Source organism: Streptomyces sp. NBC_00158 (assembly GCF_045160885.1).
Taxonomy (GTDB): Bacteria; Actinomycetota; Actinomycetes; order Streptomycetales; family Streptomycetaceae; genus Streptomyces.
On record NZ_CP108161.1, the window covers coordinates 2530873 to 2557756 of the forward strand.

At 66.4% G+C, this 26884-nt stretch carries 32 protein-coding genes, 1 tRNA gene and 1 other RNA gene; 23 read left to right on the plus strand and 11 right to left on the minus strand.

Annotated features, from left to right (window positions below):
• Nucleotides 1-74: 74 nt before the first annotated feature.
• From OG553_RS11245 to OG553_RS11295, 11 genes are all read right to left on the minus strand, one after another.
• A complete protein-coding gene (locus OG553_RS11245) occupies nt 75-638 on the minus strand; it encodes a hypothetical protein (RefSeq protein ID WP_405978840.1) in 564 nt (187 codons plus the stop codon).
• A 19-nt stretch (nt 639-657) separates the two neighbouring features.
• Nucleotides 658-1053: a hypothetical protein gene (locus OG553_RS11250; protein WP_405978841.1), complete on the minus strand. Its 396-nt coding sequence runs from the start codon at nt 1051-1053 to the stop codon at nt 658-660.
• Nucleotides 1054-1083: 30 nt separating this feature from the next.
• Nucleotides 1084-1269, minus strand: a complete 186-nt coding sequence (locus tag OG553_RS11255; RefSeq protein WP_405978842.1) for a hypothetical protein — start codon at nt 1267-1269, stop codon at nt 1084-1086.
• Nucleotides 1270-1425: 156 nt separating this feature from the next.
• A complete protein-coding gene (locus tag OG553_RS11260) occupies nt 1426-1713 on the minus strand; it encodes a hypothetical protein (protein ID WP_405978843.1) in 288 nt (95 codons plus the stop codon).
• A gap of 76 nt (nt 1714-1789) precedes the next feature.
• Nucleotides 1790-2503 carry a DUF2786 domain-containing protein gene (locus OG553_RS11265; protein WP_405978844.1) on the minus strand — a complete coding sequence of 238 codons (714 nt, stop codon included), beginning with the start codon at nt 2501-2503 and terminating at the stop codon, nt 1790-1792.
• 23 nt (nt 2504-2526) lie between these two features.
• Nucleotides 2527-2592, minus strand: an RNA gene (locus OG553_RS11270) — hammerhead ribozyme type II.
• A gap of 13 nt (nt 2593-2605) precedes the next feature.
• Nucleotides 2606-2851 carry a hypothetical protein gene (locus tag OG553_RS11275; protein ID WP_405978845.1) on the minus strand — a complete coding sequence of 82 codons (246 nt, stop codon included), beginning with the start codon at nt 2849-2851 and terminating at the stop codon, nt 2606-2608.
• 68 nt (nt 2852-2919) lie between these two features.
• On the minus strand, nt 2920-3381 hold the full coding sequence (locus tag OG553_RS11280) for a hypothetical protein (protein WP_405978846.1): 462 nt from the start codon (nt 3379-3381) through the stop codon (nt 2920-2922).
• Between the two features lie 156 nt (nt 3382-3537).
• Nucleotides 3538-4185 (minus strand): hypothetical protein, encoded by a 648-nt coding sequence (locus tag OG553_RS11285; protein ID WP_405978847.1) that lies wholly within the window; start codon nt 4183-4185, stop codon nt 3538-3540.
• Nucleotides 4186-4331: 146 nt separating this feature from the next.
• Complete coding sequence (locus tag OG553_RS11290; RefSeq protein ID WP_405978848.1) at nt 4332-4763, minus strand: hypothetical protein; 432 nt, start codon at nt 4761-4763, stop codon at nt 4332-4334.
• Nucleotides 4764-5559: 796 nt separating this feature from the next.
• Nucleotides 5560-6012 carry a hypothetical protein gene (locus OG553_RS11295; RefSeq protein WP_405978849.1) on the minus strand — a complete coding sequence of 151 codons (453 nt, stop codon included), beginning with the start codon at nt 6010-6012 and terminating at the stop codon, nt 5560-5562.
• A gap of 356 nt (nt 6013-6368) precedes the next feature.
• On the opposite strand from OG553_RS11295, the gene OG553_RS11300 reads away from it, so the two are divergent.
• The 23 genes from OG553_RS11300 to OG553_RS11410 all read left to right on the plus strand — a co-directional run bounded on the left by OG553_RS11300 (nt 6369) and on the right by OG553_RS11410 (nt 26860).
• Nucleotides 6369-6944, plus strand: coding sequence for a DNA cytosine methyltransferase (locus tag OG553_RS11300; RefSeq protein WP_405978850.1), 576 nt, complete (start codon nt 6369-6371; stop codon nt 6942-6944).
• A gap of 253 nt (nt 6945-7197) precedes the next feature.
• Nucleotides 7198-7332 (plus strand): hypothetical protein, encoded by a 135-nt coding sequence (locus tag OG553_RS11305; protein WP_405978851.1) that lies wholly within the window; start codon nt 7198-7200, stop codon nt 7330-7332.
• A 321-nt stretch (nt 7333-7653) separates the two neighbouring features.
• A tRNA-Trp gene (locus OG553_RS11310) sits at nt 7654-7726 on the plus strand.
• A gap of 61 nt (nt 7727-7787) precedes the next feature.
• Nucleotides 7788-7970: a hypothetical protein gene (locus tag OG553_RS11315; RefSeq protein WP_405978852.1), complete on the plus strand. Its 183-nt coding sequence runs from the start codon at nt 7788-7790 to the stop codon at nt 7968-7970.
• Nucleotides 7971-8068: 98 nt separating this feature from the next.
• Nucleotides 8069-8422 carry a hypothetical protein gene (locus OG553_RS11320; protein WP_405978853.1) on the plus strand — a complete coding sequence of 118 codons (354 nt, stop codon included), beginning with the start codon at nt 8069-8071 and terminating at the stop codon, nt 8420-8422.
• A 39-nt stretch (nt 8423-8461) separates the two neighbouring features.
• Entirely contained in the window at nt 8462-8749 is a 288-nt protein-coding gene (locus tag OG553_RS11325) for a hypothetical protein (RefSeq protein ID WP_251065180.1), read from the plus strand.
• 348 nt (nt 8750-9097) lie between these two features.
• Nucleotides 9098-10123 carry a terminase gene (locus OG553_RS11330; protein WP_405978854.1) on the plus strand — a complete coding sequence of 342 codons (1026 nt, stop codon included), beginning with the start codon at nt 9098-9100 and terminating at the stop codon, nt 10121-10123.
• A gap of 31 nt (nt 10124-10154) precedes the next feature.
• Nucleotides 10155-11579, plus strand: a complete 1425-nt coding sequence (locus tag OG553_RS11335) for a phage portal protein (protein ID WP_405978855.1) — start codon at nt 10155-10157, stop codon at nt 11577-11579.
• Entirely contained in the window at nt 11576-12676 is a 1101-nt protein-coding gene (locus tag OG553_RS11340; RefSeq protein WP_405978856.1) for a hypothetical protein, read from the plus strand. The genes OG553_RS11335 and OG553_RS11340 overlap by 4 nt, the downstream gene beginning before the upstream one ends.
• Before the next feature lies 1 nt (nt 12677).
• Entirely contained in the window at nt 12678-13199 is a 522-nt protein-coding gene (locus tag OG553_RS11345) for a hypothetical protein (RefSeq protein WP_405978857.1), read from the plus strand.
• Between the two features lie 77 nt (nt 13200-13276).
• Entirely contained in the window at nt 13277-14338 is a 1062-nt protein-coding gene (locus tag OG553_RS11350; RefSeq protein ID WP_405978858.1) for a hypothetical protein, read from the plus strand.
• A 74-nt stretch (nt 14339-14412) separates the two neighbouring features.
• On the plus strand, nt 14413-14874 hold the full coding sequence (locus tag OG553_RS11355; RefSeq protein WP_405978859.1) for a hypothetical protein: 462 nt from the start codon (nt 14413-14415) through the stop codon (nt 14872-14874).
• Nucleotides 14871-15206: a phage head-tail adapter protein gene (locus tag OG553_RS11360; RefSeq protein WP_405978860.1), complete on the plus strand. Its 336-nt coding sequence runs from the start codon at nt 14871-14873 to the stop codon at nt 15204-15206. The genes OG553_RS11355 and OG553_RS11360 overlap by 4 nt, the downstream gene beginning before the upstream one ends.
• A complete protein-coding gene (locus tag OG553_RS11365; RefSeq protein WP_405978861.1) occupies nt 15206-15589 on the plus strand; it encodes a DUF5403 family protein in 384 nt (127 codons plus the stop codon). The genes OG553_RS11360 and OG553_RS11365 overlap by 1 nt, the downstream gene beginning before the upstream one ends.
• Complete coding sequence (locus OG553_RS11370; RefSeq protein ID WP_405978862.1) at nt 15589-16083, plus strand: hypothetical protein; 495 nt, start codon at nt 15589-15591, stop codon at nt 16081-16083. The genes OG553_RS11365 and OG553_RS11370 overlap by 1 nt, the downstream gene beginning before the upstream one ends.
• 79 nt (nt 16084-16162) lie before the next feature.
• Nucleotides 16163-16903: a hypothetical protein gene (locus OG553_RS11375; protein ID WP_405978863.1), complete on the plus strand. Its 741-nt coding sequence runs from the start codon at nt 16163-16165 to the stop codon at nt 16901-16903.
• Between the two features lie 105 nt (nt 16904-17008).
• Nucleotides 17009-17347 (plus strand): phage tail assembly protein, encoded by a 339-nt coding sequence (locus tag OG553_RS11380; protein ID WP_405978864.1) that lies wholly within the window; start codon nt 17009-17011, stop codon nt 17345-17347.
• A 65-nt stretch (nt 17348-17412) separates the two neighbouring features.
• Entirely contained in the window at nt 17413-17715 is a 303-nt protein-coding gene (locus tag OG553_RS11385) for a hypothetical protein (RefSeq protein WP_405978865.1), read from the plus strand.
• Between the two features lie 6 nt (nt 17716-17721).
• Nucleotides 17722-22152 (plus strand): hypothetical protein, encoded by a 4431-nt coding sequence (locus OG553_RS11390; protein ID WP_405978866.1) that lies wholly within the window; start codon nt 17722-17724, stop codon nt 22150-22152.
• A complete protein-coding gene (locus tag OG553_RS11395; RefSeq protein ID WP_405978867.1) occupies nt 22149-22991 on the plus strand; it encodes a phage tail family protein in 843 nt (280 codons plus the stop codon). Before OG553_RS11390 ends, OG553_RS11395 begins: the two co-directional genes overlap by 4 nt.
• Nucleotides 22991-25189 carry a siphovirus ReqiPepy6 Gp37-like family protein gene (locus tag OG553_RS11400; RefSeq protein WP_405978868.1) on the plus strand — a complete coding sequence of 733 codons (2199 nt, stop codon included), beginning with the start codon at nt 22991-22993 and terminating at the stop codon, nt 25187-25189. Before OG553_RS11395 ends, OG553_RS11400 begins: the two co-directional genes overlap by 1 nt.
• A 13-nt stretch (nt 25190-25202) precedes the next feature.
• Nucleotides 25203-26519: a tail fiber domain-containing protein gene (locus OG553_RS11405; protein WP_405978869.1), complete on the plus strand. Its 1317-nt coding sequence runs from the start codon at nt 25203-25205 to the stop codon at nt 26517-26519.
• Nucleotides 26516-26860 carry a hypothetical protein gene (locus OG553_RS11410; RefSeq protein WP_405978870.1) on the plus strand — a complete coding sequence of 115 codons (345 nt, stop codon included), beginning with the start codon at nt 26516-26518 and terminating at the stop codon, nt 26858-26860. Before OG553_RS11405 ends, OG553_RS11410 begins: the two co-directional genes overlap by 4 nt.
• Nucleotides 26861-26884: the final 24 nt, after the last annotated feature.

Genomic DNA, 26884 nt, shown 5'->3' on the forward strand with positions numbered 1-26884 from the left:
CTTTCGTCTGCTGAAGGGTGGCTGCCCCTGCCCTCTCCCTGTGTGAACAGGGGCAGCCGATGTGCTGTGGTGGGTCAGGCCGTGGTGCCGGCGGACCGGGCGGCGTAGAAGCGGAGGGCCTCTCGGGCCTGCGCTCGGGCGAACGAGCCGCTGTAGAAGCCGGAACGCGTGGCGACCTGGGACCACTCGGGCTCGTCGGCGTCGGGCTCGCTCGTCTCCTCGACGACGACCCCCCACACGTCTCCGGCGAGCCAGGCTTCGTACTCCTCCATCTCGGCCTCGACATAGCCCTCAGTGAGGAGGCCGCCGTCGATGGCTCGGGCCTCCTCGCCGGTCACGTACCAAAGGGAGCGCGGGCCGTTGTCGGGGGCGGATTCGAGGACGATTCCGCCGTGCATGATCGCCACATACCGGGTGAAGGTCTCTATGCCCTTCCAACGATTCCAGGCGAGGCGTCCCCAGGCGTCGGCGAGCGGGCCGCCGTCCTCGTCGACCGCCGCGTACTGGCCGAGGTAGGTGTCGATCGTGATCACGTGGACGAGCGTGTCCGGGTCGTTGCGGGGGTTGTCGGCGCGTGCGTCGCGGACCAGGCGCGCGCGGAAACGACCGTCTTCGGTGGTGGACAGAAAGTCGGACATGCTGACTCCTTCGAGTTGATCAGGCAGCGTGGGCGTCTGCGTCCCAGGCGGGCAGGTCGAGGCCGAGTTCGGCGTAGCGGGCGGCTCGTGCCTGGGCTCGGCTGGGGCCGGAGAACTTGCAGCCCTTGTGGCGGCGGGGCGGAGCGGGGTTCTTGCCGGTGCGCTCGCGCATGTGGCTGTAGAAGATCTCGATGTCAACGCTGCACAGCAGGCAGCGCAGGGCCCATCGGTGTTCACTGCCGGGGTAGCCCTCGTGGACTCCGGCGCACCGGGTGCGGGTGCAGTTGTCGGGTTCGGCGACCGGCTCGGTGCGGGTGGTGTAGCCGAGTTCGAGCATTCGGGCCCAGGCGGCCTTGAGGCTGTCCAGGTTGCGCGGGTTGGCACGCAGGAAGGAGGAGAGGAACGGGGCGGTCATGTGTCCTGCCTTTCGGGCGAGTTGGGGAGGTCAGGCCCTGTCGGGCGCGCGGAGGTAGCCGAGGGTGCCGGCGGAGTCGATGGCCCAGACCTCGCCGGGGTCGAGCACGAGATCGCGGGTGCTGATCTCGGAGGCGCAGTGGTCGCAGCGGAAGAGGCCGGAGACCGTCACCCCGAAGGGGGCCTTGCTGCACTCGGCACAGATGATGGTGATCACGGGTAGCCTTTCTGGGGTGGCCTCCTCCCCTCTCCCTGTGGGGAGGAGGCCGCTCGCGTCAGCGGGCGAGGATTCCGATCAGGCCGAGCGCGTTGCAGACGACGAGGGTCAGTACCGCGGTGAGGGCGCCGGTCACAATGTCGTACGGGTCGCCGTTCACTTCGCGCTGACCTCGTCGAGGATCGCGAGGATCTCGTCGCAGGCCGCGTACTCGGAGGGGCTCACGTGGCGCCATTCCGAGTCGGGGAGCATCTCGACCGGCAGGGACAGGGCCAGGCTCTCGGCGGTCTCCGCGAGGTTGCATAGCGTGTACCACTCCTGCGAGCCGGGGTCGTAGTCGTTGCGCCACTCGTTGACCTCGCGCACGGTCTTGAGCACCTCGGCGACGAGCATCTTGATCCGGTCGAGTCCCATCGACTCGGCGTTCCGGATGGACGGCATCATGTCTCTCTCTTCTCTGTGCGATCGGGGGGCCGCCCCCGCTCTCCCTGTGTGCAGAGGCGGCCCGAGGTGGGGTGGATCAGGCCGCGATCGCCCGACGACCACTCACGCGGGTCTGGCCGAGGTCTGCGCGGCGTCCGGCCTCGCGACCGGCGTTCATGCCGCTACCGCGTCGGCGGTGCGTTCCGGCGTTCCGCTGGTTCGGGTACGCCTGCCGGAAGCGAGCGAGGGTGACGGCCCTCCGGTCCGCGACGACCAGCTCTGCGGATCGCCCGGACGCGCTCGGAGCGGCCTCCTGACGGGCGCGGGCCTCGATCTCCTTCAGCCGCTCGTGGACGGTCAGGATGAACCCGGCCATCCACGACTTGCGGTAGGTGACTGTGGCCTCTCCCAGCCGGGGGCGGCCCTGGCGCATCCCGTTGAACATCTGGAGGAGAAGGCTGGTGAACAGCAGCTCCACCCGGTCGAGGTCGGACTCGTGGCCGAAGAGGTGGATCTCGCCGTTCCGGAGGTTGATCCCCTTGCAGCCGAGCGCATCGGCGATGTAGCCGAGGAGGAGTATCCGGTCACCGGCATACGTGCCCTGCACCTTGATCATGCGGTCGCCGGGGCGGTCGGTGTTCGGGTTCAGGTCGGCGAGCATCGCCCGCTCGACCCCGTACTTCGCCATCAGCTCGGCGGCCTTCGCGAAGTACGCCTGAGCCTCTTCGGGGGTGGTGGCCGGATCCTCGGCCTTCGCCAGGATGGCGCGGATCTTGGCGAGCTTGCCGTCTTCAGGCATGGGGGTAGCCATGTCGGAACCTTTCGGGGGTTCGATGCGGGCTGGCATCGTCAGAGGGGAGGGACCGCCTCCCGCTGACCTCCCTTCGGGAGGTTTCGCCTTTGCATCTGGGGGTCAGGCGGAAATCAGGTCCCAGCCGTTGAGGATGTGAGCGATGGCGAGGGCGTCGATGTGGGCCTTGGCCGCTGCCTCGCGTTCCTCGTAGGTCGGCAGGTCGTACGTCACCGTCAGCTCGGCGAGGGGGTCGATTGCGAAGGGCTCGAAGAGTCCCGTCACCAGCACGTCGCCGAATCGAAGAGCGAGAGAGTGCGCGCCGCAGTCGGGGGCGCGGAAGGTGATCTCGTCGTCGGGCTTGATCATGGTTGGGCTCGCTTTCCGGAAGGGCCTCCCTGCTCTCCCTGTGTGCAGGAAGGCCCGAGGGTGGAGGGTCAGACGGAAGAGGTGCGGAAGGCGTCACGCACGGCGGTGAGCTTGATCTTCAGTTCGGCGAGCTTGGCCGCGTTCTTCGTGGCCCGGTCCCGCTCCCAGCGCCAGATCTCGCGGTACGTCGGATCGTTCGGGTTGTCGGCGAGGAGCTTCCCCGCCCGCTCCTTCTCGACCAGCTCGTACGCTTCTCGGCGGACGACCGCGCCCAGGAGCGGTTCCCAGTGCGTTGTGATCAGCTCGTCGTCGGTCACGTACTGCCAGAAGACGGCGTGGTGCAGTCCGGCCGCGAGGTCGGCGCGCTGGTGGTACTCCTCGGCCATGTGCGCAAGGCCCTTGTCCTCGAACTTGCGGGCCATGAGGCGGAACTCTTCGCGGTCGTAGGCCAGGGCGAGGCCGTAGATCGTGCTGTGCGAAAGCAGGGTGCCGGCGACAGCCTTGACCGCGGATTCGGTCTGCGGGTGCATGTGTCCTCGTGTTTCAGTGATCGGTTGCTGACGCTGGTTGGCTCGTCAGAGGGCAGGCCCCGCCTGCCGCTGACGCCCGGAGGGCGTTTCGCCTTTGCGTTGCTGGGGTGGCTGTCCCTGCCCTCTCCCTGTGTGGGAAGGGACAGCCGGGAGGGATCAGGCCCGAGCGAGGTCTGAGTTGCTCGTGACCTCTTGCAGGGAAATCCCGTGGGGGTGCAGGACGCCGCAGTCGTCCTCGCCGCACTCGCACTCGTCGCGGAGGGTCTTGGCGTGCATCTCGGCGCAGCCCTGGGCGTACTGCCAGGCGGACCACAGCGAGGTGAAGCGGGACTCCGCGTCGCGCTCGTACCCCTCGCGCTGAGTCACGAGGACTCGGCCGGTCCCTTCAGGCTGGACCTCCCACAGACCCACCAGGTCGCCGTTCTCGCGCCAGACTCGGACCTCGTGGTTCGGCTCGCACTCGCCCTCGAAGGCGCAGTCGGAACCGTCGCAGTAGCCGGTGAAGCAGTGCCACGAGTTGGCCGGGTCGCAGTCTTCGTTCCGGCAGGCTTCACACTCGCGGGCGTTCATGATGTGCATCCCGCAGCAGTCGCAGTCGTGGGCGCCTCGGATGATCTCTTCGGACTCGTCTTCGAGAAGCTCCCACCCATCGGGTACGAACAGCTCGACGTCGTCCGGTTCCTCGGAGAGGTACTCCTGCACGTACGTGGTCTGCGTGGCTCCGGGGACACCCTTGTATGGCTGCCCGATGACCAGCATCAGGTTGAACTTCGCGTCGCTCGGGGCGACGACCTTCGCGCTCATGAAGACCTCGAATTCATGGGTTGGACTGACGGGCTGGCTCGTCAGGGGGGAGGCACCGAACCTCCCGCCGACACCCCCCACCGCACCCAGACCAGGGGCACGGTGGGACCGCAGGGCGTTTCGCCTTGTAGGGTCAAACTTCACACTTAGGCGTCGAGGTCGACCGCGATGAAGACGACCTCCAGCTCCTCTTCCGTCTTCGGTTCGATGCCGTTCAGGCGGTCGATCTCGGCAGCCTGCTGCGCTATGAGGCGGCGTGCCTGGTCGAGTTCGAGTGACAGGTCTTCCACGCGGCGGCCGAGGTTGTAGGCCATGGTCAGGAGGGGGAAGCGCTGGACATCGGTCTTCGCAAGGTTCACCGGACGCTTCGGCCGCTCGATCTCTGCGATGGCCTCGACCGTGAGGAATACGGGGCCGGCGCAGTAGGTGCACTTCTCCCCTGCGTCCTGTGCGGTGACAGCTCGCTCGTAGAAGCTGAAGTCGACGCACTGGTAGCACCGGAAGTCGCCATCCGCCCGCTTGATTCCCACGGCCTTGCCGTACTGCCTGTCGTGGGCGGAGAAGACGTACTCGCTCATGTGGCCTTACCTTTCGGTACCGGCGTGTTCAAAGTTTACACTAGCCGGAGAGTTTCGCCGAACCGTTTGGCTCGGCGTCTGTTCTAACTTTACACCATTCATCGGGTGGAGTTTCGCGTTTGGCCTGGTCAGCGGTAGGCACTCCCATGTCCTACCGCCAGGACCCTTGGCCTAGCGATCTCCGGGACCGTGGTCCGTTCGATGTGGCTACATCTTAACACTATCCCCCGGCTTCTCTGCAACCCCCGTTGTGGGCTGCGGTTTTACCGGTTCTGCATGTCGTTCCGTCCGTCCCGTTGCCGGTCCGTTCGGTGCGATGTGGCTACACCTTAACACGCTGCCCAGGCTGCGCCGCAACCGTGCCCACTGCGGAGGGCTGGAGTCCTTAGCCTCTTACGCGTGTGCGTGCGCGCCCGCTGTGCTCTGGTATGCCGTGTGTGCCCTGATTCATCACATTGCATGGGCTTCTATCTCGTATCGGCCTGTTCAGTACTCACGTGAGCTTATGTACTGAGGTGAAGGCAATATCCACAGTTGTGGAAAACATCCGATGCACACCCTAAACAGTTGGTGTGTCCGCATTGGCCAGACATAGCCCGGGGGGTGGGGGTATGACCCAGCCGGCGGCGGGTTCCTGGCCGCCATGTGTTAGCAGCTCGGATTCCGCCACGGTTCCAAGGTCGACGGGGGCCGTCGCGCGCCGCGTCAAGCCACGACATACGTGCAGGTCAGCGCCGCTATGACCGTTCTGCAGCGCCTCCGCCGGCACTGCACAGGAATGAAGGCCGCGGCGAGGTCAGCTCTTGCCGTCGCCGAGGATGCCGCGCGCCTCGTTCGGGGTCAGGACATGGCGCACACGGTGCTCGATGTTCCGGTCGGACAGGCCGTCGAACCGCCTCGCGTCCTGCATTGCCTCGGCAAGCTCCTGGCGCTTCACGTCGTGGGCAAGGTCGGCCATCTGCGCCTCTTCGATCGCGCACTCAAGGGCGAGCGTCGGCCCGTGAACCGGTGCCGGGTTGTCGATCACCGCGTGACGCCCGTTCTCGCTGTGCACCTCGACGACAGCGGGAAGGCCCTCGTATTTCGCCGGGCACGTCTCGCGCCAGCGGGCGAGGACCAGGCGGCCGAGGTCGTGAGCCGTGCCGCCCCAGGTGGTCATCTCACCACTGTGCGCAGGCTTCTCCCAGCCCTCGTCGGCGTTGGCTGCCGCTGGCACACGAAGCTCGTACGTGAAGGTCGTCTCGTCCATGCCGCCGACTGTATCGGCGCTCTCCTGCCCTGAAGTACGTCTTCGCGTCTTCAGGAAGGGGCGGCCTCCGGCCGCCACATCTGCTTGCCGTCTTCTCGCCGTCGCCCCTCCGGGGCGCCTTCTCCCTTCGCCTCTTCGCCGCCGCTGCTCAACACCGCCGCCCTTCGGGCGCCGCCGGGAAGTGACCGAGGTCACAAGTCTTCGTCTTTCCGGAATCAAGATCAATTAGCGACTTCTATATGTAAGTACGTAAGTCGCAAGGCTCGCGAGGCTTGAGCCCCTGGCGGGGCTCGCCTGCATGAAGACGCCTTGCGACTAGCGCGTTGCAGGCTTGGCCCCGGAGGGGCCACCTGGGGATGACGAAGTACGTATGTACGTACTTCGGGGTGGGGGTCTTTCTGGAGATCCTCGAACTCTGCGCGGGGTACGGCGGCCTGGGAATGGCAGTCGCCCCGCTCATCGGCGGACGCATCGCGTACGTAGCGGAAAGCGCCCCCGGGCCGAGCGCAGTCCTCGCCGAGAGGTACCCGGACGCTCCGAATCTGGGCGACATCCGCGAGATCGACTGGACACAGCTCGTCGGCAAGGTCGACGCGATCACGGCGGGCTTTCCCTGCCAGGACATCAGCATTGCGGGGTCACGGGTTGGAATTCGAGGCACTCGCTCTGGAGTTTGGGTCAACGTCCTTGACGGCATTCGCACGGTACGACCGCGAATCGTCTTCCTGGAGAACGTGTCGAACCTCCGGACGCGCGGCCTCGAAGTCGTCCTCCGTGACCTGGCCGAGGTCGGGTATAGCGCGCGGTGGATCTGCATACGAGCTACCGCAGCTAGCGCCCCTCACCTCCGTGACAGGTGGTTCTGTATCGCGACCCCTGAAGACTCCGACCGCGAATTTGGGGTCCAACGGCGGCGCTCGCCCACCTGCTGAACGTCGCGCAGGCGGCCACGGGCCGACTCTCGATGACGAGGTCTGCTACCTCCTCCCCTACTCGGAAGCGATCCGGGAAGGCCGCGAGCCCGAAGCCGCGGTGGACGGTCCCCGCTCCCCTGCTCACTGGTGGGGCGAGTATCTCGCTGCCATTCGGCAGTGGGAGGACGTGACTGGCCGCGCCGCTCCGCCTCCTACCGAGGTGGGCCGCAAGGGCGGGCCGCGAGTCACGGTCGAGTGGGTTGAGTGGCTGATGGGTCTTCCCCTCGGCTACGTGACCGGCGTCCCCCGCCTCACGCGCGGGCAGCAGCTCCAGATCCTCGGTAACGGCGTCGTGCCCCAGCAGGCCGCGACCGCGTTTGCGGCGCTCCTCGACCTGGGGGTGTGAATGCCGAACTGGTCGGGCTCGGACAGGCGCGAGCGCCTGCCGGCGGACTGGCCGAGAACACGAACCCGCATCCTGCGGCGCGACGGACATCGCTGCACTGCCCGCGATCAGTACGGGAATCGCTGCGAGGAACCCGCCACAGATGTGGACCACATCGTGCCTGGTGACGACCACCGAGACGCCAACCTGAGATCGCTCTGCGGGTGGCATCACCAGGCCAAATCGTCGCGCGAAGGCGCACTCGCCCTGGCCGCGAGGCGCAAGCGCATAGATCGGCGGTTCCGCAGGACCGAGGGGCACCCCGGCCTGCTGTAAGCCGAAGGGTCGATAGCTCAACTGGAAGAGCGCCGGTCTCCAAAGCCGGCGGCTGGGGGTTCGAGTCCCTCTCGGCCTGCATGGACATCTGGTCATGGCTGTGGGTCGCGTGGCTCGCGGCCTTCGGCGTAATCGAAGGAGTGGCCCTTGCACGAGACGACCGAGGAGACACCTTCTCCGAACACGTCTGGAAGTGGTTCGGCATCGGACGACACGATGAGCCTCGGCCTGCCGTCACGGGCTCGGTGCGGCTGCGCCGCTTCGTGCTCCTCGCCTTCTGCACCTGGCTGTGGACGCACTTCCTGACCGGCGGCGCGTTCTGATCTGACTCGAAGGAGGTGAGCCAGTGCCCGGCCCCGTACCCAACCGTGAAGCCGACCTGGCTCGCCCTCGCGAGCGCAAGGGCAGCGACGTTCAGCCTGTGACGCGAGGCGTTGCCCGGCCCACAAAAGTGCCCAACGGTGACCGTTCCTGGCATCCGATCGCGAAGCGCCTGTGGGACTCCCTGAAGGAGTCCGGTCAGGCCGACTACTACCAGGCGAGCGACTGGGCTCTCGCCTACTCCCTCTGCGAAGACCTCTCCTTCTACAAGAAGTCGGGGAAGCGGTCGGGCCAGATGCTCCAGACCATCTACTCGGCCTTCGAGCGGCTCCTCGTCGCCGAGGGCGACCGGCGCCGTGTGCGCATCGAACTGCACGAGCCCGAGCCGGAACAGCAGTCCGCGGCCGTGCTCGCCATCGCCGACTACAAAAAGGATCTCGGACTCGCCGAGTGAGGTCATGCCCACGCTGGGCGGACCGATCACCGAGGGGAGGTGAGTCCCATTTCAGCCCTTACAGCAGAAGAGATCGACGCCCTGGAGCCGAGCTTCCTCGGCCCCACGTGGCAGAAGGCCCCGGACGGGTCCTGGCTACTGCCTGAGCACACACTCGGGTGGCAGGTCGCCGGATGGTGCGCGGAATACCTGCGCGCCGAAGACGGCGGGCCCTGGCGCTTCACTCGCGAGCAATTGCGCTGGACGCTTTGGTGGTACGCGGTCGACGAGAACGGTCGATTCCTTTACCGAAAAGGCGTTCTCCAGCGCCTCAAGGGCTGGGGTTGAATGGCAAGGACCCCCTCCTTGCCGTCATCAGCCTCGTCGAGTTCGTAGGGCCGAGCCGGTTCTCTCATTGGGATGAGAACGGGCATCCGGTCGGAGTTCCGCACCCGCAGGCGTGGGTACAGGTGGCGGCTGTCAGCCGCGACCAGACGCGGAACACGATGACTTTGATGCCGAGCCTCATGAGCGACAAGCTGATCGAGACGTACGGCATCAAGGCAGGATCTGAGCTGATCCGCGCAAACGGCGGCCGTCAGCGCCTTGAGGCGGTGACAAGTAGTTATCGCGCCCTGGAAGGGGCGCGGTCCTTAGCGGTCCACGTTTGTTGTACTTAACGAATCCCACCACTGGGTGCTCGGCAATTCCGGCGACAAAATGTACGCCACGATCGACGGCAACGCGACTAAGCGCGACAGCCGCTATCTGGCCATTACCAACGCGTTTCTCCCGGGCGAGGATTCTGTCGCGGAGAAGATGCGCGAGGCGTTCGAGAAGATCCTCGAAGGCCGCGCGGCTGACATCGGCTTCATGTACGACAGCATCGAAGCGCACCCGGCAACTCCCCTGACGCCCGAAGCAATCCGGATCGTCCTGCCGAAGATCCGCGGAGACGCCACCTGGCTCCGCGTCGAGACGATCCTTCAGTCGATCCTCGACACGACCATCGAGCCCAGCCGCTCGCGTCGCATGTGGCTTAACCAGATCGTCGCGTCGGAGGACGCGATCTACGGCCCGGCCGAGTGGGATGTCCTGCGGGATGACTCAAAGATCCTCCAGCCCGGCGACGAGATCACCCTCGGCTTTGACGGCGGCCTCCGCGACGACAGCACTTGCCTGCTGGCGCTCCGCGTCAGTGACGGCTTCGCCTGCGTCTTGGGCCTCTGGGAGAAACCGGATGGCCCCGCCGGCAAGGACTGGGAAGTCCCGCGCGAGCAAGTGAACTCGGCCGTGCACGAGGCGTTCGCCGCCTTCAGCGTGCAGGGCATGTACGCGGACGTGGCTCTCTGGGAGAGCTACATCAGTGAGTGGTCCGCAACGTACGGCGAGGGCCTGGCCGTGAAAGCTCCGGGCAAGGACGCGATCGGCTGGGATATGCGGTCGAGCTTGAAGGCGTCAACCATGGCGCACGAGCGTCTGGTTCGCTCGGTCCTCGACCGGAAGCTCGTGCACGACGGCGACCGGAAGCTGCGCCGGCACGTGCTGAACGCGCGCAGGAGGACCAACAATTTCGGGCTGTCCTTCGGCAAGGAGAGCCGCGAGTCCCCGAAAAAGGTGGACGCGTACGCAGCGCTCATGCTCGCGCACGAGGCCCTCGTCGATCTCCGAGCCCGTGGCAAGCAGGTCCGTAAGCGGACTGGCCGGGGCTTCTTCCTGTAGCAGTGTAAACATTGAACAAGGGTGGTGAACCATGGCCGACCCCACGGCGCCTGCCGCCCTTGCGGTGCAGCTCCTCGCCATCCTCAGTAGAGACAAGGACCGGCTGACCCGGATCGACGACTACCTTCACGGGCGGCACGACGATCCGTACATGCCGGCGATGGCGGACGACGAGTACAGGCTCCTCGCCAAGAGGGCCGTCTCGAACTGGACCCCCCTCCTCGTCAACACACCAGCGCAGGCCCTCTATGTGGACGGCTACCGCGCAGGTGACGAAGAGGGCCAGGGCGCGGCAACAGACCTTGCCTCTCCGCAGTGGCGACATTGGCAGCGGTCCCGCCTCGACGCACGGCAGTCGGCCGTCTACAAGGGCGCACTGACCTACGGGCACTCCTTCACCCTCACCGAGCGGGTGAAGGGCCTCGTTCTCACGAAGGGGCTGAGCGCGCTCCGCACAGCAGCCCTGTACGAAGACCCGGCCAACGACGACACCCCCCACTCCGCGGTGACCGTGACGGCCTGGCCCTCGGGCGACAAGCCCGGCCGGGCCCGGATGTGGGACAGCCACTTCGAGTACGCGGTCACCTTCAAGGCGCTGGACGACGAAGACGGCGTCCGTGTCGGCAAGGGCAAGCGCCACGGCGCTTCGGAGTGCCCTGTCACAAGGTTCGCAGCGTCGGTCGACCTCGAAGGCCGGACGGTCGGTGTGGTTGAGCCGATGATCCCGCTCCAGAACCGGATCAATCAAACCGTGTTCGATCTCCTCGTCGCGCAGACCTACGCCTCGGTGAAGGTCAGGACGGCTACGGGCATGGCCCCGCCGGTCCAGCGCGATCCGGAGACGGGCGAGATCGTCTATGACGCCCAGGGCAACCCGATCCCGTTGCCGATCAATCACAACGCGAAGCGCTTCTTGTTCGCGGAGGATCCGGACGTCCGCTTCGGCAGCCTCGACGAAACCCCTCTGTCGGGATTCATCGAGAGCATCGACATGAGCATCCGGCACCTCAGTGCGTGCGCGCAGGTACCCCCTCATCACCTGCTTGGTCAGATCGCGAACCTCTCGGCCGAGGCCCTCCAGGCTGCCGAGACTGCGCTCAGCCGCAAGATCCAGGAGTTCAGAACCCTGTTCGGCGAAGCGTGGGAGAGGGTGTTCAGGCTCGCGGCCGAACTCGAGGAGCTGCCGGCGGCTGACGACTTCACGGGCGAAGTCCTGTGGCGTGACATGGAGCAGCGCTCCCTTGCGCAGGCCGCTGACGCCCTGGGCAAGCTGCGCGAGCAGCTCGGCATCCCCGCGAAGGGGCTGTGGAAGCGTGTTCCGCAGGTCACTCAGACCGAGCTGGACGAGTGGGACGAGCTTGCCGAGGAGGAAGACTCCGTCGGTCAGCTCGCTTCTGCGCTGACGCGGGCAACCGCTGAACCGGTCACCGCGGAATCGCTTCCGGTGGCAGCGTGACGCGCAAGAAGGGGCAGGCCGAGACCGACGAGGTCTCGGCAGCTTTTCATGTCGCGCTGACCCAGATCGGAGCGCAGACCACAGCTGAGGCGCTGGCCCTGTGGGCGGATGTCCCGGTCGACCGGCGAGCGGCTACGGCTGGCTCATGGTTGCGCCGGGCTATCACGCTCGTCATGGGACGCAGGCGCCAGTCGCGCGACCTCGCGCGGGCCTACTACCGGCTCGCGCGGGCGCTACAGACCGGCAAGACGACTGCTGACCCCTATCACCCCGAGCCCGCGTACGTGACCCTGGCCGACCTTCGGCGAGAGTTCGCGGAACTGGCGGGCTCCTACAGCCCGCCGGCTGAACCGGCGGGTGAGGCCGCGACCGTCGAGGACGGGGAAGCCTCGCCCGCGCCAGTCGTCGAGCAAGACCGTGAAGACGAGCCGGGCCAGGCGCCCCGCAACGATCCCGGTCCCGACAGCGACGACCAGGAGGACGAGCCCGACTGGGACCGCATCCTCGTCGAGGAGCTGGAAGGGCTCCGTGAGGAAGAAGAGCGGATCGAGCGTGAGGCCGAGGCCGAACTTCGGATCGTGCTTGAGGCCCTCGGCCCCGCGAACCTCGACCGTCGCCTGACCGTCGAGGACGCAGACCCCGAGGAAGCCCACCGCCAGGCAGGCTCCCGGCAGGCCGCAGCCGCAGCCCGCGTCGCGATGAACGGCGGCCGGTCAACGAACTGGTCGCACATGCGCCGCGACCGACGCGCCCTCGGATATGTGCGCCTGTCGCGCACGGGAACCCCGTGCGGCTGGTGCGCCATGCTGATCAGCCGGGGCCCGGTCTACAAGTCCCGCGAGTCCGCCACGTTCAACGACGGCGACAAGTACCACGACAACTGCCACTGCTACGCGATGCCGGTCTGGAACCGGGATCAGTACCAGTCGAGCGAGCTGACCGCCCTGTCGCGGCAGTACGAGGCCCTGTGGCCGAAGGTCACGAAGGGCCACACCGGCAAGGACGCGGTGAGCGTCTGGCGCCGGTTCATCCGCACAAAGCAGAGAGCCGCAGCCCAGGAGGCGCGGCCCCCCACTGACACGACCCCGGAGGCGTGAAGTGCCCGAAGAGAAGCCCGAGGCCACGGCCGAGAATCCGCCCGCCCCGCCTGCTGGCGAGGAAGTCCCGTCCGGCGAGAAGCCGGACGACAAGGGCGGTGCCGGCGCCGAGTCCACCAGCGAGGAAGACGCGCTTCCCGATTGGGCGCGTAAGGAGCTGGCCAAGGTCCGAGGCGAGGCCGCTGGTTACCGCACGCGGCTGCGTGACGCCGAGACGAAGCTCTCGGGGGCGAAGACTCCTGAAGAGGTGGAGGCCGCCCTCGCTGACGTGAAGGCGAAGAACGCCGAGCTGGAGCACTCGCTCGTCGTCGCCACGGTGGCCCGCAAGTTCGACCTGCCCGAAGCGCTGGCGGGACGGCTGCGCGGCGCGACTTCCGAGGAGCTGGAAGCCGACGCCAAGGCCCTTCAGTCACTTCTCACCCCTGTGCCCCCGCCCGCTCTCGGCGGCGGGCTGGACCCGTCCGACGAGGACGACGGAGAGATGGACCCGCGCAAGCTCGCGCGGCGCACCCGGCGCTTCTAGCGCCCCCGATGACCCCCCTTACTCAACCCCCGTGCTGACCAGCCGGGGGTTTTTCCATGCCCCCGGAGGTTCCACCCTTGCCCACCGCACAGCACCAGGTAGTCAAGCCGCAGAAGCTCGTCAACGCGGCTGTCGGAATGCTGGAGCAGGAGCTTCTCATTCCCAACCTGTTCACCAAGCAGGGCGTCGACCAGTTCAAGGGCGCCGAGAACGACACCATCTCCATGAAGGTGGAAGGCATCCTCCCGTTCCACGACTACGCGTGGCGTAACGACCGCTCCAACCCGATCGTCTTCGACGAGTACGCGGAGCGGACCCTCGCTGTGACCTTCGGCGGAAATGTGTACAGCGCCGTGAAGCTCACCGACGAGCAGAACGACTTCGACATCGACAACTGGTCGAAGCTCCTGCGCCCGCAGTCCAAGGCCATCGCTCGCGGCCTTCAGCGCCGGGCGGTCAACATGCTGACCAGCCAGGCGTACAACGTCACCATCGGCAACGCCGGTCAGGCCCTTCGCGGCGCCCTCATTGAGGCCCGGCGCGTGCTCAACGCGTTCCACGCCCCGAAGGAAGGCCGCTACCTCCTGGTCGGCACCGAGTTCGAGTCGGCGCTTCTGTCCGACGAGAAGCTCAACTTGGCGCAGAACGTCGGTGACTCCGAGGCCGAGACCGCGCTGCGTACCGCTTCGATCGGTCAGCGCTTCGGCTTCAACATCGTTGTCGACCAGACCATCCCGGCGGACGCGGCCTACGCCTTCTCCTCGTCCGGCTTCATCTTCCTCTCCGGTGCCCCGAGCGTGCCGCAGTCCGTTCCGTACGGCGCGACCACCTCGTTCGAGTCGATCGCCCTGCGGTGGGTCCGCGACTACGACCCGCTCTACATGCAGGACCGCTCCGTCGTGAACACGTACGCCGGTTTCCGCAGCGTGCCTGACGTGCTGGTCGGCTGGGACAAGGTCAACGAGAAGGAAATCGTCTCCACGCAGGAGCACTTCGTTCGCGGTATCAAGCTCACCCTCGACGGCGCCTCGAACTACCCGGCTGCCGCGTCCGAGCTGGCCGTGATCACCGGCGTCTCCGACGCGAAGGTGTGGACCCCGACCGGCATGAAGGCAGAGACCGACCCGGCCAACGCCTGATGAGACGGCAGGCCGCGTGACCTGGAACCACCGGGAATCGCGGCCTGCCGGCCTTTCGGAAAGGAGGTCGAGCGATGGCCTACGCCACCCTCGACGAGCTGAAGGGCCGCCTCGACTGGGAGCCGGACGCGGACGAGCTGCGGATCGCAGCGGGGGCGCTGGAAGACGCCTCGGACCTGGCGGTCACCTATGGCCGCGACTGGCCCGAGGCCACCCCGCCCCGCCTCGTTCGAACGCTGGTCCTGAAGGCCGCGGCGAGGTACCTGCGCAACCCGAACGGCTACACGCAGAGCCGAGCGGGGGACGAGACGCTCGCCTGGTCGGACGCCCATGGCCGAGACGCCGGCAGCGTCTACTTCACGCGCGAGGAGATCCGGCTCCTGGAGGAGCTTGCCGGCCGCAAGCGCGGCATCACCAGCGTGGTCGTCTCGGCCTGGGGCACGAAGCCGCAGCGGGCAGACACCAGCGGGCTCGTTCCCGTCGACTACTCTCCCGCCTCCCCCTTCCCGCTGTTCGGGAACGAGGGCCCCTGGTGAGCGTGCAGCGCAGGCGCGGCCAGACCGCGCGCGTGTGGCGGACAACCCAGACCGTCGACCGGCGGGGCAACACGGTCATCGCCGTGGACGAGGACAACCCCGTGACCGTCAGGGCCGCCTTCATCCCCCAGCGCAGTGGCAAGGCCGAGGTCCCCGGCCAGCAGCAGATCAACGTGACGCGCATGATCGTGGACGCCCATGTCGAGGGCGTCACCCTGTGGTCCCGCGTCGAATACCAGGGCCGCTCGTGGGACATCGTGACGCCCCCCGCCTACCACCACGGGGACCGCCGGACCCGTCACTGGAGCATCGACATACGGGAGCGGCCCTGATGGCAGAGATCGAAGACGAGGTCGGCGGCAAGAAGCTGGAGGAGTTCATCGCCCGTATGCCCGGCGTGCAGCGGTCACTCGACGAAGCCCGCTTCGAAGTCGCCGCGCGGGCCGAGGCCCTGCTTCTCCAGCATCGCCAGGAAGGCCATGCGTCGATCGACGTCGAGGACGGCCGGATCGACAAGTACGTGATCCTCGACGACGAGCGCGGCAAGGACGCCGCCCTCTCAATCGAGTACGGCCGCGCCGAACAGTTCATCGTCCGTAAGCGCAAGGACGGTCAGACCTACCTCGACATCATCCCGGCGGCAGAGGGCCTGTTCATCCTCGCTCGCGCTGCGAACCTCCCCAAGCGCCGGAAGGGGAAGGTGCACCTCGACTGATGGCAGGACTCCCCGACCACATCAAGGCCATGGCGGAGCTGTCGCCCGTCGAGGATCTTCTCCTCGCGGTACTGCGCGAGGGTCTGCCCGGCGTACGGGTGAAGTCCCTGGTCGACCTGCACGAGGAGTTTCCTCTCGTCCTGGTCCGCCGCGACCCGACCTGGGGCCAGTGGCAGGGCGACACCCGTTTTACGGATGCCGCCCGCGTCGTCATCAACTGCTTCGTCCCCGACCCCAACGGCGACGAAGAAGCGGCGATTCTCTCCGAGGCCGTTCGCGTCGTACTGCGCAATGCCTGGCTGAACCAGAAGGTATATCCCCGCCGAGGCCACATCATCCGCGTGGATCTGAATTCCGCTCCCAGACGTGCGACGGACTGGGCGACAGCTACTGGCCCAGTGCAATACGCGGACCTCCCGACCGGAGTTTGGCGTTACGAGTCGATCTACGACGTACAGATCCGCAAGCCGCGGACTCGCCCTTACACCCCCTGACACTTTCCATTACGCAAGGCCCGGACCCCACTCGCGGGGCGCCGGGCCTTTTTGCGTGCGCGAGTAAGGATTCAGCCTCTTGGCGATCAATGACCTGGCCACCCTCGTTGTAGGCAGTGGTAACTATCTGACCGCGCCTGTCGGCACGACCATGCCAGCGGATCTCCTGACGCCGCTCAGCCCGTGGCAGAACGTCGGTCACACCTCCCTTGAAGACATCTTCGGCATTACGTCGGAAGGTGGCGAGGCAACCACAATCGGCAGCCTCCAGAACAAGAGCCTTCGCACCAAGTATTCGGCGCGAACCGAAACGATGACTTTCACTTTGCAGCAGTTTGATACTGCTGGTCTGAAGCTCTACTTCGGTTCCAACGCGCCGATCCTCCCTGACGGTTCCGTGGGCGTTCCGACTAACCCCGAGCCGACTCAGTCTGCGTTCCTCGCGGTATTCGTGGATGGCGACAACCATTTCGCTTTCTACGCTCCTCGCGCGGAAATCTACCGAGCCGACGACATGGCGATCTCGGACACCGAGTCTCTCGCCGGACTGCCGATCGGCGTCAAGCCGATGGTCCACGGCAACAACACGTGGACGTACGCGATCACGCCCCTGGGCGGGGTGCTGGCGACCGGCGCGACTGCTGGCTCCCCGGGCTCCTTCACCCCGGAGGGTGCTGTCGTCCCGGCCAACCTGGCTGCTCTGGCCGGTGTGATCGCGACCCCGACCACGAAGTGGACTACGGGCCAGCACGTGAACCTCGGCGACGGCTCGAAGGCGTACTGGAACACCACGGTCTGGGCCGCCGGCACCGCCACCTGATCCTCCCTCACTCCCGGCGCGGGCGCCTTGCGGACCCGTCCGCGCCGGGCTTCTCCCTTTCGGTCCGCTCCCCCTTTCATCTCATTCCCGGAGGTCCGCAACCCCATGGCTTCTTACTCTCTCGACGACATCCGCGCCGCCGCGGAGCGCAAGTACGGCAGCACTGACATCCAGATTGGCGAAGAAACGGTTCGCCTCCTCAACCCGCTGCGTCTGCCCAAGGCCCGGCGTGATGCGCTGATGTCTCTTCAGGAGCAGATGGGCAAGGAGGAATCCGACCAGGCCGAACTTCTGTCGGAGGCAATCCTCACCATCGCCGCATCCGAAAAGGCAGCCGAGAAGCTGCTCAATGAGGTGGACGGCGACCTTGCGATCCTCGCTGAAATCTTCGGCCACTACGGCGAGAGCACCCAGGTGGGGGAAGCCTCGGCCTCGCAGGACTGATCGACGAATACGCAGAGGGCCTTTACCCGGACCTCCTCTTCCACTTCGGCGTCGATCTCGCTGACGTGATCGAGGGCCGGGGGCCCTCGCCTGCGCTCGTCCTTCTGCTTGTGCAGAGGCTTCCCGACACCTGCCTAACGGTCGCCCTCGCGTCTGGCGGCCGTGAGCATTTCGGCTGGGGTCAGGACCGGCATTTGTCGGCTGATCTCTTCGACGCACTGAACCAAAACACCCGTGCCACCGGCCAGTGGGGCAAGGGCAAAGCCCCGAAGATCCCGCAGTACCCGAGACCGCAGGCAAAGAAGGCCGAGAAGAAGGCCAAGAAGCCGCGCTCGGTCGCGGAGATTTACAAGCACTTCCGGAGGTAAGCGCCCGTGGCGTCGGAACCGAATATCGTCGGCCGGATCGCGGTCAAGGTCATGCCGGATACGTCTGGCTTCAAAGAAGACCTGAAGAAGAAGCTCGAAAAGATCGAGCATGATCTCGCGATCACCATTCGCACCAAGGCCGATGCAACCGGCGCCCGCAAGGATGTCCTCGAAGCGGTCCGCGCGATCAACGCCGACAACAAGAAGACCGACACCCGCAAGATCCGCTTCTACACGAAGCTCGACCTGGCCGGGATGTCCAGCGAGGTGACCCGGGCCGTACGGGAGTACCAGTCTCGCGCGAACCAGCACCGGATCACCTTCTCCGCTACCGGCCGCCAGGTCGTACAGGAAGCCCGCCGGACCCAGCGCCAGGCGCAGGCCGAACTCTCCGACCTGCGCATCGGCGTGAACCTCGACAACCAGGGCTCCGTCCTGGCTGCCATCGGCCGGGTGAAGGCCGCGCTCGTCGCGATCGGCGAGACGGACATCGACATCGACCTCGACGAGGGCTCGCTGAACGCGGCGATCGACATGTTCGAGGAACGCCTCGACGAGATCGGGCACATCAAGCTCCAGGTCGACCAGGAGAGCGAGTCGTCGGTCAAGGCCGCTGTCGCCGCGATCGACCGCGAGTTGCAGCGCCTCGCCGAGACCGAGCTGAAGGTCACCCTCGACCGGGACTCCCTGGAAGAGGCCAAGCGGAACCTCGTCGCGGAGTCCCGCGCGGCGGCTGTGCAGGCTGCCGGCGAAATTCAGGACCAGCTCGACGCCATCCAGATTCGCCCGAAGCTGGACGAGCAGAAGGTCGTCCAGGTGAAGCGGCAGCTCGAAGCAGCCTTCGAGCAGATGCGGAACCTGCGGGCACAGCTCACGCCCGAGCTGGACGCGCTCGCCACCCAGAAGGTCAAGCGGGATATCGACGACCTCCAGGACCGCATCGACGGCCTGAAGGCGGAGATCGAGCCGGAGCTGTCGCGTACCGGCGTCATGGCCACCATCGCGCACATGGCGGTCCTCACCCGGGACCGCTTCGTGGACCTGATCCCGCGCGTCAAGCTGTCTGCTGCGGCCACCGCAGCGGCGATGCTGCAAGCCCTCAGCGGCGCACGAGTCCTTGGCGACATGTTCGAGCGCCTGGGCAACATGGTCCGCAACCTGGACCGGTCCGCGCCGATCATCGGCACCCTGGCGACCGCGATAGCGGGCCTCGCCGGCTGGGGCATCACCGCGGCTTCCAACCTGTTCACGATGTCCGCCTCGCTCGCGCAGATCGGGGCAACCTCCCTGGCCCTGCCGGGAATTCTCGGCGGCATGGCGATCGGCATCGGTGCCACCGTTGCCGCCTTCAAGGATTTCAACAAGGTGTTGCCCGGGGTCAAGGGGCAGCTCTCCTCCCTCCAGGACCTCATCAGCGAGAAGTTCTGGGCAGAGGCGAAGAAGCCGATCAAGGAACTGATCGACACCGTCATGCCCGAGCTGACGGCAGGCTTCAAGACCACCTCCACTCAGCTCGGCCAGTTCTTCGGCGGCTTCGCCGACTCCCTCAAGAGCAGCCTCGCCCCCGCCCTGGGCGGCATGTTCGAAGACCTCTCCAAGTCGATCGACATCGCCACGACCGGCACGGGCGCCTTCGCCAACATCATCAAAACTCTCGGCGAGGTCGGCGCTGGCTACCTCCCTCAGCTCGCGCAGTGGTTCGTGGACGTCGCCACCAAGGCGTCGACCTGGCTGAACCAGAAGGGCGAGTCCGGGCTCCGCGAGGAGATCAACGCGGGCATCACGGCCCTCAAGGATCTCGGCGGGATCCTGTTCGAGACGGGCGGCATCTTCGCGGGCCTCTCCCGCGCGGCCACCGCGGCCGGCGGCTCCACCCTCGGCATGATCCGCCAGACGCTTGCGGGGGTCCACGAGGCCGTAGACAGCAGTGGCGTACAGGCCAAGCTTGTCGGTCTGTTCACGGCCGCCCACGACGCCATGTCGAACATGGCCGCCAAGGGCGGCGGCGAGGTGAAGGCGTTCTTCGGCCAGTTTGTCGGACTGCTGACGGAGATTCTTCCCCAGGTCGGAACGATCCTCGGTACCGCGCTCGGCGCTATCGCTGGCGCACTGAATCAGGATCAGGTATTCGCCGGGGTCTATGCCCTATTCAACGGAATCCAGGCTGCGGTAAATGCCTTGGCTCCTGCCATGGCCCCGCTCGGCCAGGCATTCGGGGCAATTCTGACTCTGGTCGGATCTTTCCTCACAATGCTAGGCCCTCTGGTCGCTGCCGTTCTCACGCCGCTTTCGCAGGCTTTTACAATGCTGGTTCCTGCGATCGAGCCTTTGATCGGTTTGCTTGGCGAAGGCTTGATGGGAATTGTCGCTGCGCTCGCTCCGCTCATTATGACCGTGGTCGAAGCCTGCGTTCCGCTTATCGAGGCGCTCGTCGCCGGGCTGGCCCCGATCATTCCGCTGATCTCGGCAGCGCTCGCCGTAATGTCGGCTGCGCTACAGCCTGTGATCGAAATTCTGATGCAGATTTTGACGGCTGCGATTCTGCCACTTATTCCCGTGGTGCAGTCGCTCGCCGCAGAGTATCTGCCTCTGATTTCAGAAGCCTTCTCGGCGGTAATGGAAGCCATTCAGCCTTTCCTGAACGCCCTGCTCCAGGTCGTCAATTTCCTCATGCCGATCTTGGCCCCGGCGATCGAGTTCATCGCCGGACTGCTCCTAGGTTCCCTGGTCGGAGCCATCAACGGCGTGGCCGACGTATTCACTGGACTCTGGAACGTCTTCAAGGGCGTCTGGGACATGATCGTTGGCTACTTCAAGTTCGTCATCGGCTTCTTCGTCGGCTCCATAACGGGCGACTGGAGCATGTTCGAGGACGGCCTGAAGCAAATGTGGGAGGGAATCAAGTCGTTCCTGAGCGGCCTTTGGGATGTCATCAAGGGCGCCTTCATGATCTTCCTGAACATCGGAATTCTCGGTGTCGGAAAGAAGATCCTGGCGGGCATCAAGAGCCTCTGGGACAACGCCTGGAACAGCATCAAGGGCGCAGCGATTTCCATCTGGAATACAACGAAGGCGAACTTCTCGTCCTTCATGACCTCGCTGCGAAATGCCCCGGGCGCCGCACTCCAGTCGATCAGGAAGTTCTTCTCGGACACCTGGAACACCATCAAGTCCGAGGCGGGTACGGCCTGGGAAGCGGTGAAGCGCGTCTTCTCTCAGAAGATCGATGAATGCGTGAAGTTCGTTCGGGACATCCCGAGCAACGTCAAGCAGATTTTCGGTGACGCGAAGTCGCTCCTGATGGACGCAGGCCGGAAAATCATCACCGGTCTGATCGACGGCTTGAAGAGCATGATCGGCTCGGTTAAGAGCACCCTCGGCGACCTCACCAGCAAGATCAAGGACTGGAAGGGTCCTGCCCCCAAGGATGCCGTCCTGCTGTACGACGCCGGTCGGCTGATCATCCAGGGCCTCATCAAGGGTCTGGAGTCGCAGTACGACAAGGTCAAGCAGAGCCTCAACGAGCTGACGGCGAAGATCCCCAAGGGCGCGTCCAAGGGCCTCAAGGACCGGATCAACCATGACCGGGCCGTGCTGCTCAAGCTCGCCGCCCAGTGGGAGGCGGGATCGAAGCGGCTCCAAGCCGCGCGGGACAAGCTCGACAAGCTCCGCGAGGAAGCCAGCCGCTACGCGAAGTCCGTCGCGGACAAGGTCATCAGCACTGGCGACGTCACGAAGATTCAGGACACGTCCTTCACCGGGATCTCGTCGGAGCTGAAGAACGCGGTCGAACAGGCGAAGCGATTCGCGGACGTGCTCAAGAGGCTCAAGACCCTGGGGCTGAACACCACCTCGTTCGACCAGATCGCCTCCGCAGGCCCGGAGGCCGGGCTCGCTGCGGCCGAGGCCATCGCCAACGCGGGTGCGTCCGGAGTCGCAGAGATCAACGCCTTGCAGAAGGAGTTGGAGAAGTACGCCGGCAAGGCCGGGGCCACCGCGTCGCACTACATGTACGACGCCGGGGTCAAGGCGGCCGAGGGCCTGGTCAAGGGCCTTGAAGCACAGCAGAGCGCGATCGAAGCGCAGATGCTCAAGATCGCGGACGCGATGGTCAAGGCCATCAAGAAGGCCCTCGACATCCACAGTCCGTCGCGGCTGTTCAGGAAGCTCGGCTCCTTCGTCGGCAAGGGCTTCGGCCTCGGCGTCGAGGACGAGCGGGGGCGCGTCGAACGCGCCACCAATGCGCTCGCTTCGAGCGCGACCTCGGGGGCGTCTCGCGAGGTCACGGCCGCTGTCTCTGGCGGTCTGGCGGCGGCCGACTCCGGCCGGTCCGTGACGAAGGTCTTGAACTACTACGCGGGCTCGGCAAGCAGCTCCCTCTCGTCCGAGGAGGAGCTGTTCGCGGCTGCCTCGCGGGCAAGGATGGTCGGCTGGTGAAGCTCGAATTGGCTTCGGCCTCAGACAGGCTGGACCTGGACGGCTTCGAGAAGAACGGGCTTGGGTTCCAGGCCCTCGCCGGGATAACCGGCCTGGGCCTGCCCCAGCTCTCTGTTCAGTGGCTCGAAGGAGCCGGGGACGGCGCCGCCTATCGCGGGCGGCGCGTCCTTCCCCGTGACATCGACATCCCCCTCGACATCGTGGGGCGTGACCGGGTGCACCTCGCCGAGCTGGTGAACCGGCTCGCGCGGGTCCTCGCCGCGGATTGCACCCTGACGTATGTCGATGCCGAGGGCGTGCGCTGGTCCACGCCCGTCCAGTGGACCGGCGGAGGAGACATCGACCCCGGCTCGGGCGAACGCGACGTGCAGACCGTCATCACGCTCCGGGCCCCCTCCCCGTACTTCCTGGCTGAGGCGGCACAGACGGTCTCGATCGGCGGCGCCACGGCTGCGCCGTTCCTCTCGTCGCTGTCGGCGATGCCCCTCGCGTCGTCGCAGGCGATCGGCGACGTGCAGCTCTCCAACGAGGGCGATGTGCCGGCGTTCCCCGTCTGGGAGGTGACCGGGCCGGGCGACAACTTCAAGGCGATCAGCCCCGAGGGCAAGGTTCTGCACTGGACCGGCACCCTCGCGGCCGGGGAGAAGCTCGTCGTCGACATGGGGGCAGGCACGGTCAAGAGCGGCACCGGAGTCAACCGGTACTCGCTCCTGGCTGCGGCCCCCGCCTTCTGGTCGGTAGCGCCGGGCGCCTCTACCGCGACGGCCTCGCTGCTCAACATCACGACCGCCTCTCGCATCGTGTGCTCCTGGCGTCCCCGGAAGTGGGTGGTGATCTAGTGCGGCAAGAGGATCTCCTCGTCGAGGTACGCGACAAGACCCTGACGCGCGTCGGCGCGATCCCTGCGGATCTCCTGACCATGGACGCGGAGGACGTACACAACAACGTCGGCACGTGGAGGCTCAGCATCAACGCCGAGCACCCTCTCGCGTCGGTCCTCTCTACGCCGGGCGCCGGCATCATCGTGACCGGTCCGGCGGACGTCCTGTTCTCGGGGCCGGTGACGAAGACGGAGAACGCCTCCACGGCAACGGACCCGCTCGGCACGCTGAAGGTCGAGGGCGTAGACGACACGATCATCCTGTCCGACATGCTGGCCTGGCCCGACCCGTCCAACGGGAACGCGGCCAGCCAGAACTTCGCCTTCGACGAGCGGGTAGGCCCCGCCGAGACGCTCATGCACGCGTATGTGAACGCGAACTGCGGCCCCTCGGCTCCGGCAAACCGGCGCCGGATCGGCCTGGTCATGGGCGCCAACGGCGCGCGCGGAGCGGAGGTCTCCAAGGCTGCCCGGTTCCAGCAGCTTGGCGAGCTGTGCAAGGAGCTGGCCGAGCCTGCCAGCCTGGGGTTCCGAGTGGTGCAGCGCGGGGCGAACCTGGTGTTCGAGACCTACGCGGTGCAGGACCGCACGAAGGAAGCCCGGCTCGGCGTCGTGAACAACACGCTCGCCGGTCAGCGCGTAAGTACCTCCACCCCGCTGAAGACCCGGGTCATCGTCGGCGGTGACGGCGATGGGTCGAACCGGCTGTTCGTCCCCGTCGACAGCGCAGACTCGATCGCCTCCGAGACTGACTGGGGCCGCCGGATCGAGACGTTCATCGACGAGCGGTCCTCGACGGATACGGTCGAGCTGACGCAGAAGGGCACCGAAGCCCTGGCCGATGGCGGCAAGACGGTCACCGCGGCCCAAGCCGTTCCAATGGAGGATTCCGCGCTCGACTTCGGGCGGGACTGGTTCCTCGGCGACAAGGTGTCCGTCATCGTCGGCACCGCCGAGATGGCGGCCGTCGTCACCGGCATGGTCCTGAAGGTCGACTCGGACGGGTACCGGCTCGGCGCGACACTGGGCGACCCCAGTCCGCTCAACCCTGCAATGGCCGACGCCAAGGCCGTCAAGGAGCTGGAGTCCCGCGTCTCTTCCCTGGAACGAACAGCGGAAGCCTCGCCTGCCGGCGCTCGAGAAGTGCCAGCGGGCACCCTGACCCAGTCCAGCCCCACAGACGCCTACCCCGAACGCGCGAGCGTCATGTACCTCACAGCGGCGGACGCGACCGCTGGCGGCTGGGACTTCGGCGGCAAGTACGGCTTCGTCACGACCCGGCGCCAGGCGAACGGCGATGCGTACCAGACCTGGAGCCGCGTGCACGCAGCCGCGACAACCCACGAGGAATGGGTGCGCGGCGGCAACCGGTCCTCGGGCTGGAGTGCTTGGCGGCAAGTCGGCTTCGACAACCAGCTGGTGCCGGCGGACTTCACCTCGGCCTCGTTGCCGAGCGCCTACCCCTTCGGCACGTCGACGCTCACCATGAACGAGACGCAGGCGATTGCAGGCGGCTGGGCGTTCGGCACGGGCGGCAAGTACGGCGTGGTGCGCACGGTTCATCCCGTGGGTTCCACGTTCGCACACCAGACGTGGCTTCGGCTGAGTCCCACGGTCACGGAGGAATGGACCCGCTCGGGCAACGACGCGGCGGGCTGGACGACGTGGCGCACCTCGGCACACAACGAGAAGGCCGCTAAGGGCGTCGTCGCGATCCAGGGCCTCACCACCTCGGCCTACATCGGCGACACGGCAACCGTGATCTACACGCAGCAGTTCACCGCTGAAGCGGGCCGTTGCTACAAGGTCGTCGTCCGGATCGCAGCCATCGACACAGACGGCACCGGCGATAACGCCAACACGAGCATCCGCTACGCGAAGCAGGGCGCATACACCTGCGTCCGATGGGCCGCCGGCACAACGGTCAGCACGTCGAGCACGCTCGCAGCCGACTTCTTCAGCACGACCTTCGACGACGACTCGAACACGTCGAGCGGCCTGAACATCACCTGCTACATCAACAACCCCCCGGCCGGACCGGTCACGGTCGGCGTCACGCTCAACACCCGCCGAGCCGCTGCGACGTACGGCATGGTCCGCTACCTGCCCGGCGGCCTGTCGACCCTCGCTGTCGAGGACGCTGGCGCGGCAGTTTAAGGAGCTTCCCTCTTTGGCTATCACCTCATACCCGTTCGACGGCCAGGCCGTCACGGAGACCCAGTTCTCCCAGATGTTCCGCGAGTTCCAGGACTCCGGCGTCGTCACCTCGCTCGGCGGCTCAGGCTTCGGCGTAAACCCTTCGGCTGGCATGACGCTGACCGTGAGCGCGGGCCTCGCCTTCCTACGCGGCCACATGGTGCAGTCCACGGCGACGGAGAACGTAACCATCGCGGCAGCCAGCGCCCAGGCCCGCGTCGACCGGGTGGTCCTCAAGCTCGACCCAGCAACGAACTCGATCACCCTCGCGGTGAAGGCCGGCACCGCGGGCTCGACCACGCCTGCGGCCCTCACTCAGACGGACACCGGGATCTACGAGATGGCCCTCGCGTCCGTCACCGTCGGCGCGAGCGTCACCTCGATCACGGCCGGGGACATAACGATGACCCGCCCGTTCGTGGGACACCGCGTCGGCGCATGGATTACCGCCACCCGCCCGACATCTCCGCGCATCGGTCAGCTTGGCTACAACAACACCACCGACTCGTGGGAATACTGGTCCGGCTCCGTCTGGGCACCCCTGCTGTCGACCGTGGACTGGTCCAACCTGTCCGGCAAGCCCGCGACGTTCACCCCGTCCACCCACACGCACACCTGGTCCCAGATCAGTGACCGGCCGTCGACCATGACCCCGACTGCGCACACGCACGACTGGACTCAGGTCACGGGCAAGCCCACGAGTTTTGTCCCGAGCGCCCATGGTCACGCCTGGTCGGAGCTGACCGGCGTCCCGGCCACTTTCGCCCCGAGTTCCCACTCCCACTCGTGGGACAGCATCACCTCGAAGCCGAGCACATTCACCCCGAGTTCCCATTCCCACTCCGGCTATCTGGGGTCTGGGGACACGATCCACCGTGCCAACGGGTCGGATCGTCCGCACTCTTACACGCCGACCGGCGCCACCTGGTACGCGGTGTGGGTGGACGGCAATCACAACTTCTGCCGCAACACCAGCGCGCGCCGGTTCAAGGAGAACATCCGGGACATCGACATCGACCCGGAAGCAGTTCTGTCCCTGCGCCCGCGCATCTACGACCGCAAGCCCACCGTGAACGACGAGGGCGAGACGGTCGAGGGACGCCGGGACGAGTTCGGCCTGATCGCCGAAGAGGTCGAGGAGACACTTCCCGAGATCGTCATCCGCGACGAGGAGGGACAGATCGACAGCGTGCGCTACGACCTGATCGGGGTCGCGCTCCTGTCCGTCGTGCAGGACCAGGCCGAGCGCATCGAGCGTCTGGAGCAGCTCGTCAGGGACATGTCCCGATGAGTTTTGACCCCGCCGTACAGGTGGCGATCGTCTCAGCCGGCGGCATGGTTACCGCAGCTCTGGTTGGCGTTCTGGTCGAGCTTGTGAGACGCCAGGGGACAGCGCTGTCCGAGGTGCGCGCGCACGCGCAGGAAGCGCGCGACCAGGTCTCCAACGACCACAGCACGAACCTGCGAGACGACCTGGACAAGGTCATCTCGGGACTCGATCGCGTCCTGGAAGGGCAGGCCCGGCACAGCCGGGACATCCGCGACCTGCGCGCCGACCTGTCCCACGAGCGCAGCGAACGCCTGGCTGTCTCGGAGCGTCTCGACACGCACATCTCGACCTCCGCTCCCTAAAACCCACCACCCCCCAAGGCCCTG

Bases quoted from the DNA above. Each gene is read 5' to 3' on its own strand.
- OG553_RS11305 (WP_405978851.1), top strand. From the start codon at position 7,198: ATGGGTCTTCCCCTCGGCTACGTGACCGGCGTCCCCCGCCTCACGCGC.
- OG553_RS11245 (WP_405978840.1), bottom strand. From the start codon at position 638: ATGTCCGACTTTCTGTCCACCACCGAAGACGGTCGTTTCCGCGCGCGC.
- OG553_RS11250 (WP_405978841.1), bottom strand. From the start codon at position 1,053: ATGACCGCCCCGTTCCTCTCCTCCTTCCTGCGTGCCAACCCGCGCAAC.
- OG553_RS11300 (WP_405978850.1), top strand. From the start codon at position 6,369: ATGACGAAGTACGTATGTACGTACTTCGGGGTGGGGGTCTTTCTGGAG.
- OG553_RS11355 (WP_405978859.1), top strand. From the start codon at position 14,413: ATGGCCTACGCCACCCTCGACGAGCTGAAGGGCCGCCTCGACTGGGAG.
- OG553_RS11380 (WP_405978864.1), top strand. From the start codon at position 17,009: ATGGCTTCTTACTCTCTCGACGACATCCGCGCCGCCGCGGAGCGCAAG.
- OG553_RS11335 (WP_405978855.1), top strand. From the start codon at position 10,155: ATGGCCGACCCCACGGCGCCTGCCGCCCTTGCGGTGCAGCTCCTCGCC.
- OG553_RS11260 (WP_405978843.1), bottom strand. From the start codon at position 1,713: ATGATGCCGTCCATCCGGAACGCCGAGTCGATGGGACTCGACCGGATC.
- OG553_RS11265 (WP_405978844.1), bottom strand. From the start codon at position 2,503: ATGGCTACCCCCATGCCTGAAGACGGCAAGCTCGCCAAGATCCGCGCC.
- OG553_RS11365 (WP_405978861.1), top strand. From the start codon at position 15,206: ATGGCAGAGATCGAAGACGAGGTCGGCGGCAAGAAGCTGGAGGAGTTC.
- OG553_RS11410 (WP_405978870.1), top strand. From the start codon at position 26,516: ATGAGTTTTGACCCCGCCGTACAGGTGGCGATCGTCTCAGCCGGCGGC.
- OG553_RS11275 (WP_405978845.1), bottom strand. From the start codon at position 2,851: ATGATCAAGCCCGACGACGAGATCACCTTCCGCGCCCCCGACTGCGGC.
- OG553_RS11280 (WP_405978846.1), bottom strand. From the start codon at position 3,381: ATGCACCCGCAGACCGAATCCGCGGTCAAGGCTGTCGCCGGCACCCTG.
- OG553_RS11295 (WP_405978849.1), bottom strand. From the start codon at position 6,012: ATGGACGAGACGACCTTCACGTACGAGCTTCGTGTGCCAGCGGCAGCC.
- OG553_RS11370 (WP_405978862.1), top strand. From the start codon at position 15,589: ATGGCAGGACTCCCCGACCACATCAAGGCCATGGCGGAGCTGTCGCCC.
- OG553_RS11290 (WP_405978848.1), bottom strand. From the start codon at position 4,763: ATGAGCGAGTACGTCTTCTCCGCCCACGACAGGCAGTACGGCAAGGCC.
- OG553_RS11285 (WP_405978847.1), bottom strand. From the start codon at position 4,185: ATGAGCGCGAAGGTCGTCGCCCCGAGCGACGCGAAGTTCAACCTGATG.